Annotated in this window: 17 protein-coding genes; 7 read left to right on the plus strand and 10 right to left on the minus strand. The window is 66.4% G+C overall.

Annotation, left to right across the window (positions count from 1 at the left end; translation table 11 throughout):
- Nucleotides 1–5: 5 nt before the first annotated feature.
- Nucleotides 6–1139, plus strand: coding sequence for a glycosyltransferase family 4 protein (locus H7J06_RS04550; protein ID WP_264037400.1), 1134 nt, complete (start codon nucleotides 6–8; stop codon nucleotides 1137–1139).
- On the plus strand, nucleotides 1136–2344 hold the full coding sequence (locus H7J06_RS04555; protein WP_264037401.1) for a glycosyltransferase: 1209 nt from the start codon (nucleotides 1136–1138) through the stop codon (nucleotides 2342–2344). The genes H7J06_RS04550 and H7J06_RS04555 overlap by 4 nt, the downstream gene beginning before the upstream one ends.
- 32 nt (nucleotides 2345–2376) lie before the next feature.
- Here the strand turns inward: H7J06_RS04555 and H7J06_RS04560 are convergent, their stop codons facing one another.
- Together H7J06_RS04560 and H7J06_RS04565 are read right to left on the minus strand one after the other, a co-directional pair.
- The gene (locus H7J06_RS04560; RefSeq protein ID WP_372515237.1) at nucleotides 2377–3303 is read right to left on the minus strand and encodes an amino acid--[acyl-carrier-protein] ligase; all 927 of its coding nucleotides are present in this window, start codon (nucleotides 3301–3303) and stop codon (nucleotides 2377–2379) included.
- Nucleotides 3304–3336: 33 nt separating this feature from the next.
- Entirely contained in the window at nucleotides 3337–4503 is a 1167-nt protein-coding gene (locus H7J06_RS04565; protein ID WP_372515233.1) for an acyl-CoA dehydrogenase family protein, read from the minus strand.
- Between the two features lie 107 nt (nucleotides 4504–4610).
- Between H7J06_RS04565 and H7J06_RS04570 the strand changes: the two genes are divergently transcribed.
- The 5 genes from H7J06_RS04570 to H7J06_RS04590 all read left to right on the plus strand — a co-directional run bounded on the left by H7J06_RS04570 (nucleotide 4611) and on the right by H7J06_RS04590 (nucleotide 9809).
- The gene (locus tag H7J06_RS04570; protein ID WP_264037407.1) at nucleotides 4611–4847 is read left to right on the plus strand and encodes an acyl carrier protein; all 237 of its coding nucleotides are present in this window, start codon (nucleotides 4611–4613) and stop codon (nucleotides 4845–4847) included.
- A gap of 20 nt (nucleotides 4848–4867) precedes the next feature.
- Nucleotides 4868–5839, plus strand: coding sequence for a DUF1839 family protein (locus H7J06_RS04575; RefSeq protein WP_264037409.1), 972 nt, complete (start codon nucleotides 4868–4870; stop codon nucleotides 5837–5839).
- Complete coding sequence (locus tag H7J06_RS04580) at nucleotides 5826–8237, plus strand: glycoside hydrolase family 2 protein (RefSeq protein WP_264037411.1); 2412 nt, start codon at nucleotides 5826–5828, stop codon at nucleotides 8235–8237. Before H7J06_RS04575 ends, H7J06_RS04580 begins: the two co-directional genes overlap by 14 nt.
- Nucleotides 8238–8275: 38 nt before the next feature.
- Nucleotides 8276–8665 carry a holo-ACP synthase gene (gene acpS / locus H7J06_RS04585; RefSeq protein ID WP_264037413.1) on the plus strand — a complete coding sequence of 130 codons (390 nt, stop codon included), beginning with the start codon at nucleotides 8276–8278 and terminating at the stop codon, nucleotides 8663–8665.
- 364 nt (nucleotides 8666–9029) lie between these two features.
- Entirely contained in the window at nucleotides 9030–9809 is a 780-nt protein-coding gene (locus H7J06_RS04590) for a WecB/TagA/CpsF family glycosyltransferase (RefSeq protein ID WP_264037415.1), read from the plus strand.
- Between the two features lie 94 nt (nucleotides 9810–9903).
- Here the strand turns inward: H7J06_RS04590 and H7J06_RS04595 are convergent, their stop codons facing one another.
- The 8 genes from H7J06_RS04595 to H7J06_RS04630 form a co-directional block, all read right to left on the minus strand.
- Nucleotides 9904–10932: an NAD-dependent epimerase/dehydratase family protein gene (locus tag H7J06_RS04595; protein WP_264037417.1), complete on the minus strand. Its 1029-nt coding sequence runs from the start codon at nucleotides 10930–10932 to the stop codon at nucleotides 9904–9906.
- Nucleotides 10929–11123, minus strand: coding sequence for a hypothetical protein (locus H7J06_RS04600; RefSeq protein ID WP_264037418.1), 195 nt, complete (start codon nucleotides 11121–11123; stop codon nucleotides 10929–10931). Before H7J06_RS04600 ends, H7J06_RS04595 begins: the two co-directional genes overlap by 4 nt.
- 111 nt (nucleotides 11124–11234) lie before the next feature.
- Nucleotides 11235–11921 carry a two-component sensory transduction protein RegX gene (gene regX, locus H7J06_RS04605; RefSeq protein WP_264037420.1) on the minus strand — a complete coding sequence of 229 codons (687 nt, stop codon included), beginning with the start codon at nucleotides 11919–11921 and terminating at the stop codon, nucleotides 11235–11237.
- 49 nt (nucleotides 11922–11970) lie between these two features.
- Nucleotides 11971–13161, minus strand: coding sequence for a sensor histidine kinase (locus tag H7J06_RS04610; protein WP_264037422.1), 1191 nt, complete (start codon nucleotides 13159–13161; stop codon nucleotides 11971–11973).
- Between the two features lie 138 nt (nucleotides 13162–13299).
- Nucleotides 13300–14040 carry a phosphoglyceromutase gene (locus H7J06_RS04615; protein WP_264037424.1) on the minus strand — a complete coding sequence of 247 codons (741 nt, stop codon included), beginning with the start codon at nucleotides 14038–14040 and terminating at the stop codon, nucleotides 13300–13302.
- Between the two features lie 76 nt (nucleotides 14041–14116).
- The gene (locus tag H7J06_RS04620; RefSeq protein WP_264037426.1) at nucleotides 14117–14659 is read right to left on the minus strand and encodes a YbjN domain-containing protein; all 543 of its coding nucleotides are present in this window, start codon (nucleotides 14657–14659) and stop codon (nucleotides 14117–14119) included.
- On the minus strand, nucleotides 14656–15975 hold the full coding sequence (gene mshA, locus H7J06_RS04625) for a D-inositol-3-phosphate glycosyltransferase (RefSeq protein ID WP_264037428.1): 1320 nt from the start codon (nucleotides 15973–15975) through the stop codon (nucleotides 14656–14658). The genes H7J06_RS04620 and mshA overlap by 4 nt, the downstream gene beginning before the upstream one ends.
- A gap of 55 nt (nucleotides 15976–16030) precedes the next feature.
- Nucleotides 16031–17332: an ROK family protein gene (locus tag H7J06_RS04630; RefSeq protein WP_264037430.1), complete on the minus strand. Its 1302-nt coding sequence runs from the start codon at nucleotides 17330–17332 to the stop codon at nucleotides 16031–16033.
- Nucleotides 17333–17375: the final 43 nt, after the last annotated feature.

The following is a 17375-nucleotide window of genomic DNA, read 5'->3' on the forward strand; positions in this document are numbered from 1 at the left end:
TTCGGGTGCTCACTCTCATCGACGGATTTCGACTGGGCGGCGCCGAGACGCTACTGGTACCCCTGGCAGTGGCCGCCCGCGACACCGATCTGAAGATCGACATGGACATCCTTGGCGTGGGATTGGAATCCAACAACGCCGACAAGACGCTCGCCCTTCTTGCCGAAGCTGGCATCCAGCCACGGTCGCTCGGCATCCGTCGACTGTTGGACCCGTCCGGGATCCCCCGACTTACTCGCGAAATCCGCGATGGAGGCTACGACGTCGTCCACGCGCATCTGGAGATGGCGATGACGTTGGCCGTGCCAGCGGCTCGACTGGCACGACGGCCGGTCGTCTGCACGTTCCACCATGTGACGTCGCCTCTGTCGGGGCGAGCGGGCTGGCGGGAGCGGGCCGCCGTGGAGGCCGCATCGCGGTCGGATCGCGTGCTGTTCGTCTCCGAGGCCAGCCGAAAGTCGTTCGGCGACATCTACCGTCGGCGCCGGGTACCCGCGAATTGGACCGTACTGCACAACGGAATCGACATCGACCAGTTTCACCCCGGGCCGTCCGACGCCGCCGTGTTGAGTGAGCTTACTGGCGGCCGTCGTCCAATCGTCGTGTTACCAGCGGCATTTCGACACTTCAAGGGGATTCCCGTTGCCATCGACGCATGGCCACACGTCGTGCGGCAGCATCCCACGGCGCTCTTGGTTCTCGTCGGCGGCGGACCCGACGAAGGCGCGCTTCGCCAGCGGGCGGCGGATGTGGGAATGACCGATTCAATCGTGTTCGCCGGCGTGCGAACGGACATGCCGTCGGTCTACCGGACCGCTGACATGGTGCTGCTCCCCTCCACCTACGGCGAGAATTTACCCACGGTGCTCATCGAGGCGTCGGCCGCGGGTAAGGCGATCGCCGCCTCACGGATCGGCGGCATTCCCGACATCATCGTCGACGGAGTCACGGGCCGACTGTTCGAACCAAACGACCCAGTCGCTCTCGCTGCCACCGTGTGCCAGCTGCTCGCCGACGAATCACTGCGTGAGAACCTTGGAGAAGCGGCCACCCTGCGAGCGCGATCAGAGTTCTCCGCGACCTCCTGGGCACGTAGGTTGTACGCCCTCTACAGCGAGATCGCCGAGAAGAGCCGTTGAGCGGCAAGCCAGTCGACTATCTGGTCTCACGATTCCCCATCACGTCGGAGACGTTCATCGTCCGGGAGCTCGATGCACTGGCCCGCACGGCTGAGTACGAGGTTGGCCTGCGTTCGTTGTTTCCGTCGCCGGATCCGCCCGTCCACGAGATCACTCGCCCCTGGGTGGCACGGCTGATCCGACCGAACGCCCTCGCCGGCCTACGCGGCCTGTGGTGGGCCCTCACCACACAACCGTTGACCACGCTGTCCGTCCTGCGAACGGTGACGCTGGGCTACGCGGCCAGTCCGTCGTTGCTGGTCCGCGCCCTCGCCACCGTGCCCCTGGCAGCGAGCCACGCACGAGACCTGAGCGCTGCGGGCGGGTCGCGGCACATTCATGCCCACTTCGCCACCTACCCCGCTCTGGCTGCTTGGATTTGTTCTCGCCTCGCCGACGTGACCTATAGCGTCACGGTCCACGCACACGACCTATACGTCGACCAGTCGATGTTGGCCACGAAGATGGACGGGGCTCGGTTCATCGTGGCAATCTCCGAATACAACCGAAACCTGTTGAGCCGCTTCACCAAGACCCCCACCAAGGTGATCCACTGCGGCATCGACACGAAGGCCTATTCGTTTCGCCCGCGGCGAATTCCTGCTGGCGGCCCAATCCGTGCGCTGTGCGTGGCGTCTCTTCAGGAGTACAAGGGCCACGACGTCCTGCTACGGGCGCTGGCGTTGGGCGGCCCCGGCGTAGACCGTATCGAGCTCGATCTGATCGGCGGCGGCCCGCTCGCCGGCCAGTTGGCCCAAAGGGCAAGAGAGCTCGGACTCCACCAACGAATTACATTCCTTGGTGGCCAGCCCGAGACGGCCGTCAAACAGGCACTCGACCAGACCGACCTCTTCGTCTTGCCGAGCATCGTCGCCGCGGACGGGCAGATGGAAGGCCTTCCAGTCGCACTCGTGGAGGCGTTGGCAACCGGCGTCCCGACGGTCTCAACCCGACTGTCGGGTATTCCCGAGCTGGTGATCCCTCATCGCACTGGGCTGCTGGCAACCCCTTCGGACGCCGAGGACCTCCGAGACACCTTGGAGGCGCTCATCGCATCGGGTCCAGCCTTGGACGACTTCACCCACGCAGGCCGCGACCTCGTCGAGCGCGAGTTCGACATCGACACGACGACGAAGGCCCTGAAGGAGATGTTCGACAGCGTCTGACGCGAACGGGTGGGCGATGTCGTCGACGGCGACTACCGACCGAGAACGGCCCAGAGATCCTTGTCCCACGATTGGGCGTCGATTCCGTGCGTACGCAGCATCGCCAACGCGATCCGTTCCATGCCGAAACCGACGCAGGCACTGTGGGCGACGCCACCATCGGACGTCGTCAAGCCAAAGGTCTCCCCGAAGTGGTCTTGGTGACAATTGGCCGAGACCACGGCCGTACCCTCGTCGAGGTCGTCGTACAACCGCACCACCAACTCGGTCTTGAGTCCCTGATCCAGCTGATTGGTCGCCAGCATCTTGCCGACACGTCCGAAGAACGGGTCGTTGGCCGCGACGGGCTTGGCGTCCAGCCCTAGCTCGCCGAGCACGTCCAATCCCCGTCCCACCCACGAATCACGATGTTCCGCAGCTTGTTCCGGAGTTCCGACGATCACGTACTCGTGCATCCTAAAGGCCTGCATCCGCGCCGGATCGATCGCCGGCTCGTGCCGGAAACAGTAGCCGTAGACGTCGAGCAGTTGCCCGGAGTCCGGCAGTGTCGAATCGAGCGTCGAGTATGCCGGGTGGCACGCGGCCGATACCAACATCGTGCCTGCCGGATGCAGGTGACTGTCCCACGGCTCACCCGCGTCCCGGTCCGCCAGCAGCGCGCGGTGATCCTTGTTGTCCCCCGTAAAGGTCGAAATTGCTCCCGTCAGATCTGGGAACGACGCTATGTAGTCGGTCTTTTCGAAAGCTGCGCGTGAGTAGACCGGCGGAAATCGCAAGAGCTTCGGTTGGTCGCCGTGGACCGAACGGCCCTTCCGACGCACGACGTGGTCGATGCCGTCGATGACAGCCTCGAAGACGGCTCCACGTCCGTACAACCCGTCTATTCCCATGGGGACGAGTAGGCCCGCTTGCACGAGCTCGTCGCGAAACTGCTTACGCCGCAGCGCGAGCGACTCGATTCGATTGTCATCAACGGTGGTCAATTGACGCCCTCATCCACGATAGGCCAATACGAGCTGGGAATTGTTTTGACGGATTCGGTCGTTGGACACCATCAACTGCGGGCCGTAGGAATCGCGCAGTAGACGGCCCATGGACAGTTGGTGATCCTCGCGGTATCCGTTGATGCCGATGAGTGCGAGCGCATTGGCCACGACCTCGATCACCGCGGTCGACGCGGCGAGTTTGAGATTGTTCATCGCAATGGTGAACCCAATCGTGGGCTCGACGGAACCCGACTCGATGAAGGCCTCGTACCGCATCACCCCGGCGGTTACGGTCGACTCGAAGTTCTGGTGCACGACGGTCAGGTCGGCGAGCTTCGCCGCTTGCGGCAATGGCTTTCCGTCGGCTTTGCGAGCGGCCTGCCGAACTGCCTGCCGAGCCTTCGTGACTGCGGCGTCCGCAATGCCGAGCCAGACCGAAGCCCACAGGGTGTGAGAGGCAGGCAGCATCGTGCCAGCCGCGATGGTCGCGTAGTCGACGGGCAGAACATGGGATCGCAACGTCTTCGTCGACAACAGATAGCCCGGGCTGCACGTCCCACGAAATCCGAGCACGTCCCACGTGCCGGTTCTCTCCAGGCTCGTGGAACCCGCCGGGCACACCAGCAGGACCTGATCGCTCGCGGCACTGTCAGGACCGCGCCGAGCGGTGGCACAAATGTAGTCGGCGTATTCGGCGTACGAGATGACCGGTGCGTTCTTCTCCAACGTCACCTCGTCGCCGTCGGTCAGGACGGCACAGGACGACGAGCCGATGTCGCCGCCGGTAGTGATCTCCGTAGTTGCCGACGCAAGCAGGGATTCATTTGCTGCAATGCTCGCCGTCAGGTCGGCGATGGGCCCGGACGCACCGTGCCGGGCCAACGTCAGCGCCTGGGTGTGATGCATTGCAAACACCATTCCGGCCGAGCTGCATGCGGATCCCAAACCGCGCGCGACCTTGGCGAGGTCGGACACGCGGAACGAGCGACCCCCAATGCCGACGGGGAGAGAGCTGGACAGCAGCCTTGCGTCCTTCAGGGCCTCCACGGCCTCGTGCGGAAAGCGGGCCATGCGGTCGACGTCGCCAGCCGCGGCAGCGGCGGCCCGAACCGCCTCGGCGAGTCCGGGAATCGACGTACCGTCGGACGTCGAGGCGTTCACGCCACCATTCATCCGGAGACCCCCTAGGAATTGACGCCGATGCAGCGTCAAGAAGAGTGTACGTTGCTGTTCTGCGTTCAGCTAACTGAAAATGCATACTTGGCGTTACGATGTCTACCATGCAGGAACTGATTCGCAAAGTACTGAACGCGCACGGCCGACTGACGGTTGACCCCGAAGGCGTCGATTCCGGGGCCGATCTCTACGACCTCGGCCTCACCTCGCACGCCTCCGTCAACGTCATGCTGGCGCTCGAGGACGAGTTCGACGTCGAGTTTCCCGACGAGAGCCTGAAGAAGTCCACCTTTGCCTCCATCGACAACATCGAACGAGTTGTCGCGAGCTTGACCGGATAGCGCGAGTGAACCTGTCCGCAGTGACCGCCGGGCTGTCGGCGCCACCCTTGCAGATCGCCGCAAGCCCGGCCGACCACCGCCCGCACTTCACCCATCACTCAGACCGGAACTGGCCCGAGACCAACTGCTACTTCGATCTGTGGATCGAGATACTGCATTGTCTCGGCCTCGATCCCGTGCCCACCTTTGCCAGTCTGCTGTCGGCCGACCACGACGGGTTGCAGTGGGACTTCATCAAGCCGCAGCCAGAAGACCTGCGCCGTCTCTACGGTGTGGAGGTCGCCGAGGAGAACATCTGGCTGCCCGTCCTCGAGATGATCGAGTCGGGCCCCCACCGAGGCCTCTTGCATACCGTCGAGGTGGACAGTTGGTGGCTACCGGATACCAGCGGAACCGCCTATCGAAACGACCACGTCAAGACCACGATCGTGCCGACCCGCGTGGACCGCGCCAATCGCACGATGTGGTATCTGCACAATGCCGGACTATTCGAGCTTCGTGACGACGACTTCGACGGAGTCTTCAATCTCGGCCACCCCGTCGACGGGGTACTTCCGCCCTATGTCGAACGAATTCGCCTGTCGCCCCGGCTGGCCGAACCCGATGCACTCCCTCGAATGGTCAAGGAGCACCTCGCGCGGCGCCCCACGGGCAACCCGATCGATCGGCTGATCAACGGCGTTCAGCGCGCGACGGAATGGCTTCCTGGCGCAGGCATGGAACTCTTTCATCCGTGGGCCTTCGCGACGTTGCGCCAATGCGGCGCAACGGCTGAATTGACTGCCGACTTGAGCGTTCATCTCGAACCGCACTTCGCCGGGGCAGCGAAAGCCGAGCAGGACTTCAGGGACGTCGCGGCCGCAGCGAAGTCAGTGCAATTCAAGATGGCCCGCGTCGCGTCGGGACGAACGGTCGAGATCACCCCAGCACTGGAGTCCATGGCGGCCTCCTGGCAGTCGGGTATGGACACCGTCGCCCGTGCGGCTGGGTGACGTGCTCGAGGACTGGCAACTGCTACAAACCCGGCCCGGACAGTACGCCGCGCCGGGCGACCTCGCCGACCAGTGGACCGACGCTCCCACCGTGTCCGTTCCGTGCCCCGTGTCGCTCTCCGAAGCGACGGACGTCGACGACTTCGACTGGTGGCAACGATGCGCATTCGACGCGAGCGAGCACACGACGATCGAGTTTCAGGGGCTGACGTTCCCGGCCACCGTGTTCGTCGACGGTGAACCCGTCGCCGACGTCACGTCGATGTTCCTTCCAGTGCGTGTCGAGGTCGAATGCGGTCGGCACGAGATCTGCGTGCGCTTCGGATCACTGAACGACTGGCTCACTCGGCGTCGTCCCCGGGGGCGGTGGCGTTCGAGCCTCGTCGCCTCCCAGGGTCTCCGTTGGGCAAGAACCACACTTCTCGGCAGGGCGCCGGTGTACGGCGATCAGCCTGCGTACGTTGGATTTTGGCGCCCCGTCGTCGTCACCTCCACGCGACTTCGTACGACGTTCGTCCTCAGAGCAGACACCACCGGCGACATCACGATCGAGGGCTCGACGACTGCGCCAGAAGCGACGCATGTCGAACTCGTGGTGTCAGACCCCACGGGAAACATGATCGCCCAGCACACCGCTGTAGTGCAGGCTGGCCGCTTCACGGCGACGGCACGCGCGGAGGATCCACGGCTTTGGTGGCCGCGTGGTTACGGATCACAACCGATCTACCGCGCCGCGGCCTTCATCGACGGACAGCGAGTCGCGGAGCGCCTCTTCGGTTTTCGCACGGTGACCTCAACCTACGAGCCCTCGGGCTTCGAGCTCCACGTCAACGGCGTTCGCATCTTCTGCCGTGGCGCCACGTGGACCCCGCCAAACGTCAAGACCCTCAACGTCGACCACGACGAGATGCGCCGGCACGTGAAGGCCCTTGCAGATGCGGGCGCCAACATGGTGCGAATCGTCGGCGGCCTCGTCTACGAACAAGCGGCGTTCTGGGAGTGCTGCGCGGAACTGGGAGTGATGGTCTGGCAGGACGCTATGCAGGCCACCTTCGACCCTCCCCCCGAGGTCTCCGACACGATTGCGCGCGAACTGGAGTACGTGCTCGACGAAGTATCGGGCAATCCGGCGTTGGTCGTCGTCAGCGGCGGCAGCGAGACGCTGCAACAGCCCGAGATGCTGGGCGTGGAGCGCGAAACCATCACGATCGACGTCGTCGACTCGCTTCTGCCGCACGTGACGGCCCAACACTCCGACGCCCAGTACGTCCGTGCCAGCCCGTCACCCCCACCGTCCAGCGACGATCTGGCCATTCGTCCCGACACCGGGATCGCCCACTGGTTCGGCGTCGGCGGCTATCTACGGCCCATCTCCGACGTTCGCTCGGCATCGGTGGGTTTTGCCGCCGAATGCTTGGCGTTCGCCAACCCTCCTTCCGTGGAGGCCGTGGAGCGCCACTTCGGTTCGGCCTCGGTCGCCGGTCATCATCCCGACTGGAAGGCCGGGGTACCACGCGATCGCGGTTCATCATGGGATTTCGAGGACGTTCGCGACTTCTATGCACGCGAGGTCTTCGGCGAGGATCTGCTCGCGGTGCGGCGAGTCGACCCCGAGCGCTATCTTCAACTGGGCAGGCTTGCCATTGCTCAGGCAATGGGCGATTGCTTCAGGTTCTGGAGGCGCAGTGACTCCGGTTGCTCGGGGGCTCTCGTACTGGCAGGCAAGGACACTCGCCCCGGCGCCGGGTGGGGTCTTCTCGACGTCGACGGTGCCCCCAAGGCGGCGTTGGCCGTACTGGCCCGCGCCTGGGCGCCAGTCGCGGTGATCCTCAGCGACGACGGTCTGTCTGGTGTTCGACTCGACATCCACAACGACACCCCACGGCCGGTCTCCGGACAATTGACACTGATCGCCACCAACTCCGCGGGTACCCGGGCCGTCGATTCGACCCGCGACGTCGACGTTCCCGCCCACTCGTCGCTGACGTTCACCGATGCGCAGTTGTCGGGGCGATTCCGAGACCTCAGCCATGCCTTCAGGTTTGGCGGGCCGACGGCGGATGCGGTCGAGGCAACCGTTCGCTTCGACGACGGCCGGGAACCGATTCGTGACGTGCTCGTCGTCAATCCTCATCCCCGCCAAGCACACGCCGACCTGACCGCCGTCGCACGACGACGCGACGACGATCACTGGGACCTATTCATCTCTTCGAAGGTGGCTCTACGCTACGTATCCGTGTCCATCGCCGGCTGGACGCTGTCGGACAACGTATTTCATCTGGCGGCGCACCTGCCCTACACCGTCGGGCTCACCCGGGCTACCACCGGTGCACCAATCAGGGGGACGGTCGGTTCGATCGATCTCTCGTCAACAGCGGCCGTCGTGACGGCGCCGTGATCCCGCCGCCGGTCAGCATTCCATCCCACCGCGTTCGCGTGGGGTGCGACCTCGTCGAACTGGCAGAGGTGGAGAACTCGGTGGCCACCTTCGGGACGAGATATCTCCGCAGAATCTTCACGGACTCCGAATTGGACGAGTGCAGCGGGCCGACGCACATTGCCCGACTCGCCGCGCGGTTCGCGGCGAAGGAGGCGGCGGTCAAGGCCTTCGCAGTTCCCGAGTCCGCGTTCGTCCCCAAGGAGATTGAAGTCGTCTCGAACCAGTCCGTGCCACGGTTGCAGCTGAGCGGCGCGGCAGCACGGCTGGCTGCCCTCCAGGGTTGGAGTGACGTGTCACTGTCGCTGTCGCACACGGCTTGCCACGCTGCAGCGGTCCTCGTTGCCGTCTGCATTGCGCCCGCGCGGAGTGCGCCCGAGCATCTCTAGTCGTCGAGTTCATAGCCCAGGCCAGCTCCTCGCTGGGTGGGTCGGTCACCGGGACGACCCATGCTTCTGACTGGGTGTCGCGTTTGCCATATTCGATGGACGGCGTTAAGTTCGAGATTCATACTTCTGGTATGTAGACGCGCAGGGCATCCTCACGGGTGCGAGGGCAACGACGGTGAAGGCACACTCATGACTACTCATGTCGCAAATCCGCATCATGGGGAGAGTTGGGCACATCTGGCCGACGCACGATACGCCGGGCTACCGCGACGGTGAGGCCGTCATCCCCGCGCCTCCCGATTGCACGACAAGCGTGTCAAATGTTTGCGGAGACAACGAGTGACGAACATCGACGGGGCCCAAGGTGACCGACTTCCAAGAGATAGACCTGCGCAGCGCTCGAGAGTCCGTGCTGATCGGTGGCCTGCCGTTCGAGGTGACAGACCTCCACACGGCTGTCCGCGACGTCGTCACGATCGCAGCGGGGTCGTCGAACCAGGGCCTGGTCGTGCGACTGTCCAACGCGTACTGCCTGACGCGGGCCAGCCGAGACCGTGAATATCGACGGCTGTTCGCCCGACCCGGCGTGACACTTCCCGGCGGAGCATTGGTGACATGGGCGATAGGCATCCGTGCCCGCCATCCGCGGAAGGGCGCGTGGGTGCGGGGGCCGTCGTTCTTCCTCGAGGTTCTCGACCACGGACGCGAAGAAGACCTGCGCCACTTCATGATCGGCACCAGCGATCACACCCTGACCACGCTCGTCGACGACGCCACCAGCCGCTACCCGGGCGTGAACATCGTCGGCGCCTACGCATCACCCTCCATCGCCGCCGAGAACACGGTCGACCACGAGTGCGTGCAGCGCATCGCCGAAGCCAACGCCGACATCGTGTGGATCGGCCTGGACTCCCCGCAGCGGGAATTCACCGCCGCGGCGCTCGCGGAACGCTTGCCCGGTGTCTTCGTCGACGTCGGCGCCAATCTCGACTCGGTCGCCGGCTCGGTACGCCCCAAGCCGACGTGGATCGACGCTTCCGGTCTCGCAGGGGCCCACCAAGTGATGTGTGCTCTCAGGGGGATTCGGCGCAGTCAGCTTCTTGGCAACGCTCGGTTCGTCCTGGCCGTCATTCGCGGGGAGTGACCCCGGGCAGCACGCTCGACGACCTCGACCTACGAATCGAAATGGCTATTGGCCGTTGGCGTCGTGCCGGCGGCGGGAAGCCGAGCCCAGTTGCTCACGCAGTTGCGCTTACCCGGCGCATCGTGTCGTCGAGGACACCCTGGGCGATGAGCCAATCCAGCCTCTTGAGTCGCGTGAACGAATCGTCGAAGTCGTTGCGGGTCAGGCCATTCGCCAGATACGCCTCATACAGTTCTGCGACACCGTCGGCCACCGACCACGTCGCCTCGAAGTCCAGCTCCGCCCGCGCCCGGCTGAAGTCCACCCGGCAGGAATGCCGCTCGGACTCGGCCTCCCCGGTGATGAGCAGGGTCGAGCCGGGCACCGTGGCCACGACGGTCTTGGCGATTTCGGCGACGGTCACGTTATTGGCCTCGGCACCCACGTTGTACGCGCGGCAGTTGACGATCTCGGCGGGCGCGGTCAGGCACGTCTCGAAGGCGCGCGCGATGTCCTGTACGTGCACGAGTGAGCGCCACGACGCGCCGTCGGACCTCACCCGCACCACCCCGGTGAGGACGGCGTGCCCGACCAGGCCGTTCAACACGATGTCGGACCTGAAACGCGGCGAGAATCCGAAAGCCGTTGCGTTTCGGAGAAATACGGGTACGAAGTCGGCATCGGCGAGCCCGGCGACGTCGGCCTCGACGCGCACCTTGCTGATCGCGTACGACGTGACGGGGTGCAGATCGGCATCCTCGGACGTCAGATCCGTTCCTGCCGCGCCGTACTCGGCGCAGGTCGACGCAAACAGGAATCGCCCGACACCAGCCTCCTTGGCCAGCAGCGCAAGACGCACCGAGGCGTGGTGGTTGACGTCGTAGGTGATGTCGGGAGCCGATGCACCGCGCGGGTCGTCGGGCAGCGCCGCGAGGTGGATGACCGCGTCGAAACCCCGCAACTGGTCGACGGTGACGTCTCGCACGTCGACCATCAGACATGGCGGTTCGGTGGGCGCGGCACCGAGAATGCAGTCGGCGAAGTAGCCGTTGTCCAATCCGACCACGTCGTGGCCCGCGGCGTGCAACAGCGGCACCATGACGGTGCCGAGGTAGCCCTGGTGGCCCGTGACGAGCACCTTCATACGAACGCGAGTCCGATCCTGCGCATGACGAGCGCCTCGGTGTGCCGCGCCAGGTAGAGCGGAACCGTTTGCTCCGGCAGATTCAGCGGATCGCCTTCCGAGGCGCGTTCACCGAGCGCTGTCCCGACACGATTCGGCACCCTGGGTTGGCGATGAGAACCGCCGACCTGGCTACGCAGGACGATGGACAAGTGGCGACTCCATACCGAAAGTACGATTCGGAGCCGAGCCTAACACGATTGGCTAACCGCTGGGCAATTGCTGAAAGTGCACGCCGACGTGCAACTGACGGAGTCGAAGATTTAGCCCTCGAGCTTGTAGCCCAAGCCGCGCACCGTGACCAGGTGAACCGGATTGGCGGGGTCGCCCTCGATCTTGGAACGAAGCCGCTTCACGTGCACGTCGAGGGTCTTGGTGTCGCCCACGTAATCCGCACCCCACACCCGGTCGATCAACTGACCGCGGGTCAGCACCCGCCCGCTGTTGCGCATGAGGTACTCGAGCAGGTCGAACTCCTTGAGCGGCAACGTGATCGAACTGCCGTTGACCGAGACGATGTGCCGCTCGACGTCCATCCGCACCGGGCCGGCCTCGAGCACTCCGTCGTCGGTCCCCGAATCGTCGGTGTCGACACCGCGGCGCAGGACCGCGCGAATGCGGGCGATGAGCTCCCGCGCCGAGTACGGCTTGGTGACGTAGTCGTCGGCACCCAACTCCAGCCCGACGACCTTGTCGATCTCGCTGTCCCTGGCGGTGACCATGATCACCGGCACGCTCGAGCGCGAGCGCAGTTGTTTGCAGACATCGGTCCCGCTCATGCCGGGAAGCATGAGGTCCAGCAGGACGATGTCGGCTCCCGACCGCTCGAACTCGGCCAACGCCGAGGGGCCGTCGGTGACGACGGTGGCCTCGAAGCCCTCCTTGCGGAGCAGGAACGCCAGCGGATCAGCCAGTGACTCTTCATCTTCCACGATCAATACGCTCGTCACGACGTCCTCGTGCCTTCCGTCTGGGAATCTTCCACGATCAATACGCTCGTCATGACTGCGCGTGGTCCTCTCGTTCATCCGACTCGTCGTCGGTTTCGGGATGGGCCGGGATCGACAAGGTAAACGTCGAACCGGTACCGGGCTGACTCCACAGCCGGATGGATCCGTTGTGATTGGCCGCCACGTGCTTGACGATGGCCAATCCGAGCCCCGTGCCACCGGTGGCCCGGGACCGCGCCGTGTCGACGCGGAAGAATCGTTCGAAGACGCGCTCCTGGTCGTCGCGCGCGATGCCGATGCCGCGGTCGGTGACCGCGATCTCGATGTTGTCACCGCGGCTGCGCCGGCTGATCGACACCGGAGAACCCTTGGGCGAGTACGCAATTGCATTGGCGACCAGGTTGGCGATCGCCGTCACCAGCAGGCCCTGATCGCCGCGGACGCTGAACCCGGTCGGCGCGTCGGTGGTGATCGCGATGTCGGCGTTGTCGGCGGCCACCTTGTACCTCGACAACGCCTCGCTGACCACGGAGTCGACGTCGACGGCGTCGAGATTCGGCAGCCGCTCGGCGCCCTGCAACCGGGACAGTTCGATGAGTTCGCCGACCATGTTGGCCAGCCGGTTCGACTCGGTGATCATCATCTCGGCGAACCGGGCGACGGTCTCGGGATCGTCGGTGGACGCCTGCAGTGCCTCGGCCAGCACGCCCATGGCGCCCACGGGCGTCTTGAGCTCGTGGCTGACGTTGGCCACGAAGTCGCGTCGGGTGGCCTCCATCCGGGCGTACTCGGACTGGTCGTCGACGAAGACCACGGCAAAACGCCGGTCGTCCTCGCTGAGCAGACGGACGTGACCGCCGACGGACAGCCCCGACCGACCCGGAATCGGGCGCCGCACCGGGGCGAGGTCGAAGTCGACGTCGTTGCCGGTGGCCAGCGTGCGTTGCGCCGCCGCCCAGGCCCGGTCGTCGAGCAGGCGGTCGCGGACCAGGCCGAGTTCGCGTGCCTTGTCGTTCATGAAGACGACGTCACGATAGGTGTCGACCACCACGGTTCCCACCGGAGACAGCGAGACGATGCGCTGCAGCATCTGCGAGACGGTGAGGCCGTCCTGATCCTCCGAGCGTCGCCGTCGCCGCTCGGAGACTCGCGGCGCCAACGACATCCCGATCGCCACCCCCGCCGCCAACGCGAGAAGGGACACGACTGCCACCAACAGCAGCGCCGCTACCCCACTCACGCGAAAATCGTACGCACTGGGTGAACGTCATCCCAGCAGCGTGCGGCCAAATCGGGACACGTCACAGAGACAAATACAGGAGTTCGGGCTCCGTTCACCGGAGTTCACCCATTGTTCAGCCCGCCGGCCGCCCGAGTGTTACTTGGCGCCCTGGGCGGCGACGGCGGCGGCACCCGCCGCGGCGGCATCGGGGTCCAAATACCTTCCGCCGGCGACGGTCGGCGTGAGGTTCTCGTCCAATTCGTACACCAGGGGAATCCCGGTCGGAATGTTCAGGCCCACCACGTCGGCGTCGGACATCCCGTCGAGGTATTTGACGAGCGCCCGCAACGAGTTGCCGTGCGCGGCGACCAGCACCGTCTTGCCCGCGGCGAGGTCCGGCGCGATGGTGTCGGTGAAGTACGGGACGAAGCGGGCCACCACGTCGGCCAGGCACTCCGTCAACGGGCCGCCGCCGATGTCGGCGTAGCGGGGGTCGGCGTCCTGGCTGTACTGGCTGCCCTTCTCGATGGGCGGCGGCGGCGTGTCATAGCTGCGGCGCCACGCCATGAACTGCTCGTCGCCGTACTTGGCCTTGGTCTCGGCCTTGTCGAGGCCCTGCAGCGCGCCGTAGTGCCGTTCGTTGAGCCGCCAATCCCGCACCACCGGGATCCAGTGCCGGTCGGCCGCGTCCAGGGCCAGGTTCGCGGTGGTGATCGCGCGCCGCAGCAGCGACGTGTAGAGCACGTCGGGAAGCACGCCCTCGGAGGTCATGAGCTTGCCGCCGCGAACTGCTTCGGCCCGACCCTTGTCGGTGAGGTCGACGTCGACCCAGCCGGTGAAGAGGTTCAGCGCGTTCCATTCGCTCTCGCCGTGACGCAGTAGCACCAGTGTCGCCATGGCGACGATGCTATCCCGCCGGGATTCGGGGCGCGGCGTTCGCGACCGTTGGCCCCGGTCCCCGGCGGTCGACGCGTTAGTCGTCGTCCTGGTCGTCGATCAGATGCTCGAACGCCTTGAGGTTCTTCAGCGACTCGCCCCGCTTCACTCGCCACTCCCACTCCTTCTGGATCGAGGAGTGGAAACCCAATTCCAACAGCATGTTGAAGTCGGATTCGACGGCCTGCACGACCTGGCCCAGGATGCCGTCGATCACCTCGGAGGTGACCGACTCCAGCGCGATCCTGCCGACCAGGTAGATGTCACCGAGGTTGTCGAGCGTGTACGCCAGGCCGAACAGTCGGCGGTTGCGCCGCAACAGGTAGCGGTAGACCTTCTCGAAGTCCTCGTCGGGCTTGCGGCAGATGAACGCCTCGATGCGGACGGTGTGATCGCCGACGGTCAGGATCGTGTTGGTGATCAACCTCCGCTCACCGGGGACCTCGACCACGACCCCGGACGGATTGCCGTCGGTGCCCTCGTGGAAGGCGTAGTTGAGCTCGGACTCCTTGAGGGTGGCCTCGATGACCTCGAGGGCCGGATTGTCGGCGAGCCGCGATGGCGACTGGTCGGCGGTCACGAGGCGCGGATCCCGCGCCGGATGGAGAAGCGGCGCGCGGTGCGCCGGGACGGCACCTCCGGTGGTTGGTGGCGGGAGTGGTAATCGTCGATCGCCCGGCCGTAGCTCGCCTGCAGCGCGTCGACGGTGTGCGCCCAGGAGAACGTCGCGGCGTGCTCGACGGCGGCCGCGCGCATCGTGTCGGGGCCCCGGTCGAACAGCCCGCCGATGGCAGCCGCCCAGTCGTCGGGGTCGTGCCCGTCGACGAGGACTCCGGTGACCCCGTCCCGGACGGCGACGGGAAGCCCGCCGACCGCGGCCGCCACCACCGGCGTCCCGCAGGCTTGGGCTTCTACGGCGACGAGGCCGAAGGACTCGGCGTAGCTGGGCACCGCCATCATGTCGGCGGCCCGGTACAGGCCGACGAGCTGTTCGCGGGATTGGGGAGGTAGGAAGGTCACCCGGGAGGTGATACCCAGCTCTTCGGCCAGCCGAACCAGCGAGTCCGGATTGGCCAGACCGCTCCCCGACGGCCCACCCGCGATCACGACGCGCAACGGCCTCGAATCCCCGGTCGCTGCGCTCCTGCCCTCCGCAGCCAGCTTGGCCGCCGCCCGCAGCAGCACGTCGGGCGCCTTGAGCGGCTGGATGCGGCCGACGAACGCGACGACCTTCTCGTCGGCGGCCAGGCCGAGCGCGCGCCGCGCCTCTGCCCGGTCGCCCGGGCTGAACGTCGCGAGGTCGACGCCGGGGTGCACGACGTCGATGCGGTCGGGGTCGGCGTGGTGCAGCGAGACGAGTTCGCGCGCTTCGTATTCGGTGTTGACGATCAACCGGTCCGCCTCGTCGACGACCTGTTGCTCACCGACCGACCGCAGGGGCGGCTCGGGCTGGTCGCCGATGGCGAGGGAGGCGTTCTTCACCGCGGCGAGCGTGTGGGCCGTGTGCACCAGCGGCACCGCCCACCGGTCGCGCGCCAGCCAGCCGACCTGACCCGAGAGCCAGTAGTGCGAGTGCACGACGTCGTAGTAGCCGGGTTCATGGGTGGCCTCGGCCCGCAGGACGCCCGCGGTGAAGGCGCACAGCTGGGTCGGAAGGTCATGCTTGTCGAGACCCTCGAAGGGACCCGCCACCACGTTGCGGACCAGTACCCCGGGCGCCACCCGCACGATCGGGGCGTCCGACGACGACGTCGCCCTGGTGAAGACCTCGACCTCGACGCCGCGCCTGGCCAGCTCGAGTGCGCTCTGCAGGACGTAGACGTTCATGCCGCCCGCGTCTCCCGTCCCGGGCTGGGCCAACGGGGAGGTATGGACCGACAAAACGGCTACGCGCACAACTCATACTTACACCGGGCCGCCGCGGCGCCTGCCTTGCCCTGGTCCGACGGCGTCAGGCAGTCTCGACCCGGGCCGCTCGCCGCATCGCGGCGATCGGATCGGCGTAGAGACCGCCAAGGGACACCACTCCGGCACCCGCTTCCTGGACGCGGTTTCCGAACGACGTCAGCCGGAGGTCGCGGGGCGCGAGCACCGACCGCCGGGCGTAGGCGGCCTCGACCTCTGCCATGCCCTCCGGGTACTCCGTGAACGCCTGCCCGCCGACGACGAGGTCGTCGGGGTTGAGCATGTCCCGCAGCAGCGCGACCGACTCGCCGAGCACCCTGGCGCGCTCGCCGAGCAGGTCGACGGCCGGCTGGTTGCCTTGGCGCGCGGACCGAAGGACCGCGGCGATGGTGGACGACGGGCCGTCGGCGGGCACGATCCGCAGCCGGCGTGCCGCGGTCAGCACCGCCTCGTCGCTCACGGTGGACTCCAATTGACCACTGCCACCGAGCATTTCGGACTGGGCGGGCAGCGCCGCGATCGTGCCGGGTCCGCTGGTCGGCGAATGCACCCGGCCGCCGATGGACAGGGCGTAGCCGACGGTTTCCCTGGCATAGACGTAGAGGCTGGTGACCGGAGTCGCCCCGGCTGCGACATTGGGCCCAGCGGCGACGTTCACGCGGCGCGCGCCCAGCAGTAGCTCGGCCCCGGCCATCGCGTCGACGTGGGAGGCCAAGGACACCGGGAGGCCGAGGGTCTCGGCGAGCACGGGACCGACCGGGGCGTCCGTCCAGCCCAGGCGGGCGTGGTCGACGTGGCCGGTGGCGCTGTCCACCACGCCGCCGGCGGTCACGCCGACCCACAGCGGTCGGCGACGGTGCCAGCGGCTCAGGTACCGGCTGGCACTGCCCGCGAGCGCTGCCAACGCCGAATTCTGCGAACCACGCGGCGTCGGCGTCTCGACCACGTCGAGCGTGCGGCCGAACAGGTCGGTGGCCACGATGATCGCGGTGCGGGCGCCGACGTGGATGCCGAGGGTGAGGAACGGTTCGTGGTTGACCTCGACCGGCACGCGCGGCCGGCCGATGGCCCCGGAGACGGCGAGGTCGGCTCGCTCCCGCAGCACGCCGGCGTCGAGCAGGGCCGTGACCTGGCGGTTCACCGTGGCGATGCTCAGGCCGGTGGTCTGGGCGATGACGTCGCGGGCGATGGGCCCGCGGAGCCTGGCCGCGCCGAACACCGAGGCGGCGGCCGCTTCGGCGACGCGCAGCGACGGGGCGACGATGTGGTGCCTGGCGAGCAACGCCCGCTTGGTGCGGGGGGTCGCGATGACGGCGGGGGTCTTGCGGATGGCGGTGGGAGTGCTCATTGGGGGTCCTTGCGGGAGATCGGCCGGTGGGGTGGTGCCTCAC

The organism is Mycolicibacterium hodleri (assembly GCF_025822245.1).
GTDB lineage: Bacteria > Actinomycetota > Actinomycetes > Mycobacteriales > Mycobacteriaceae > Mycobacterium > Mycobacterium hodleri.

Excerpts from the sequence above, each read along its gene's own strand:
- H7J06_RS04630 (WP_264037430.1), bottom strand. The coding sequence starts at position 17,332 with ATGAGCACTCCCACCGCCATCCGCAAGACCCCCGCCGTCATCGCGACC.
- H7J06_RS04565 (WP_372515233.1), bottom strand. The coding sequence starts at position 4,503 with ATGAATGGTGGCGTGAACGCCTCGACGTCCGACGGTACGTCGATTCCC.
- H7J06_RS04595 (WP_264037417.1), bottom strand. The coding sequence starts at position 10,932 with ATGAAGGTGCTCGTCACGGGCCACCAGGGCTACCTCGGCACCGTCATG.
- H7J06_RS04615 (WP_264037424.1), bottom strand. The coding sequence starts at position 14,040 with ATGGCGACACTGGTGCTACTGCGTCACGGCGAGAGCGAATGGAACGCG.
- H7J06_RS04570 (WP_264037407.1), top strand. The coding sequence starts at position 4,611 with ATGCAGGAACTGATTCGCAAAGTACTGAACGCGCACGGCCGACTGACG.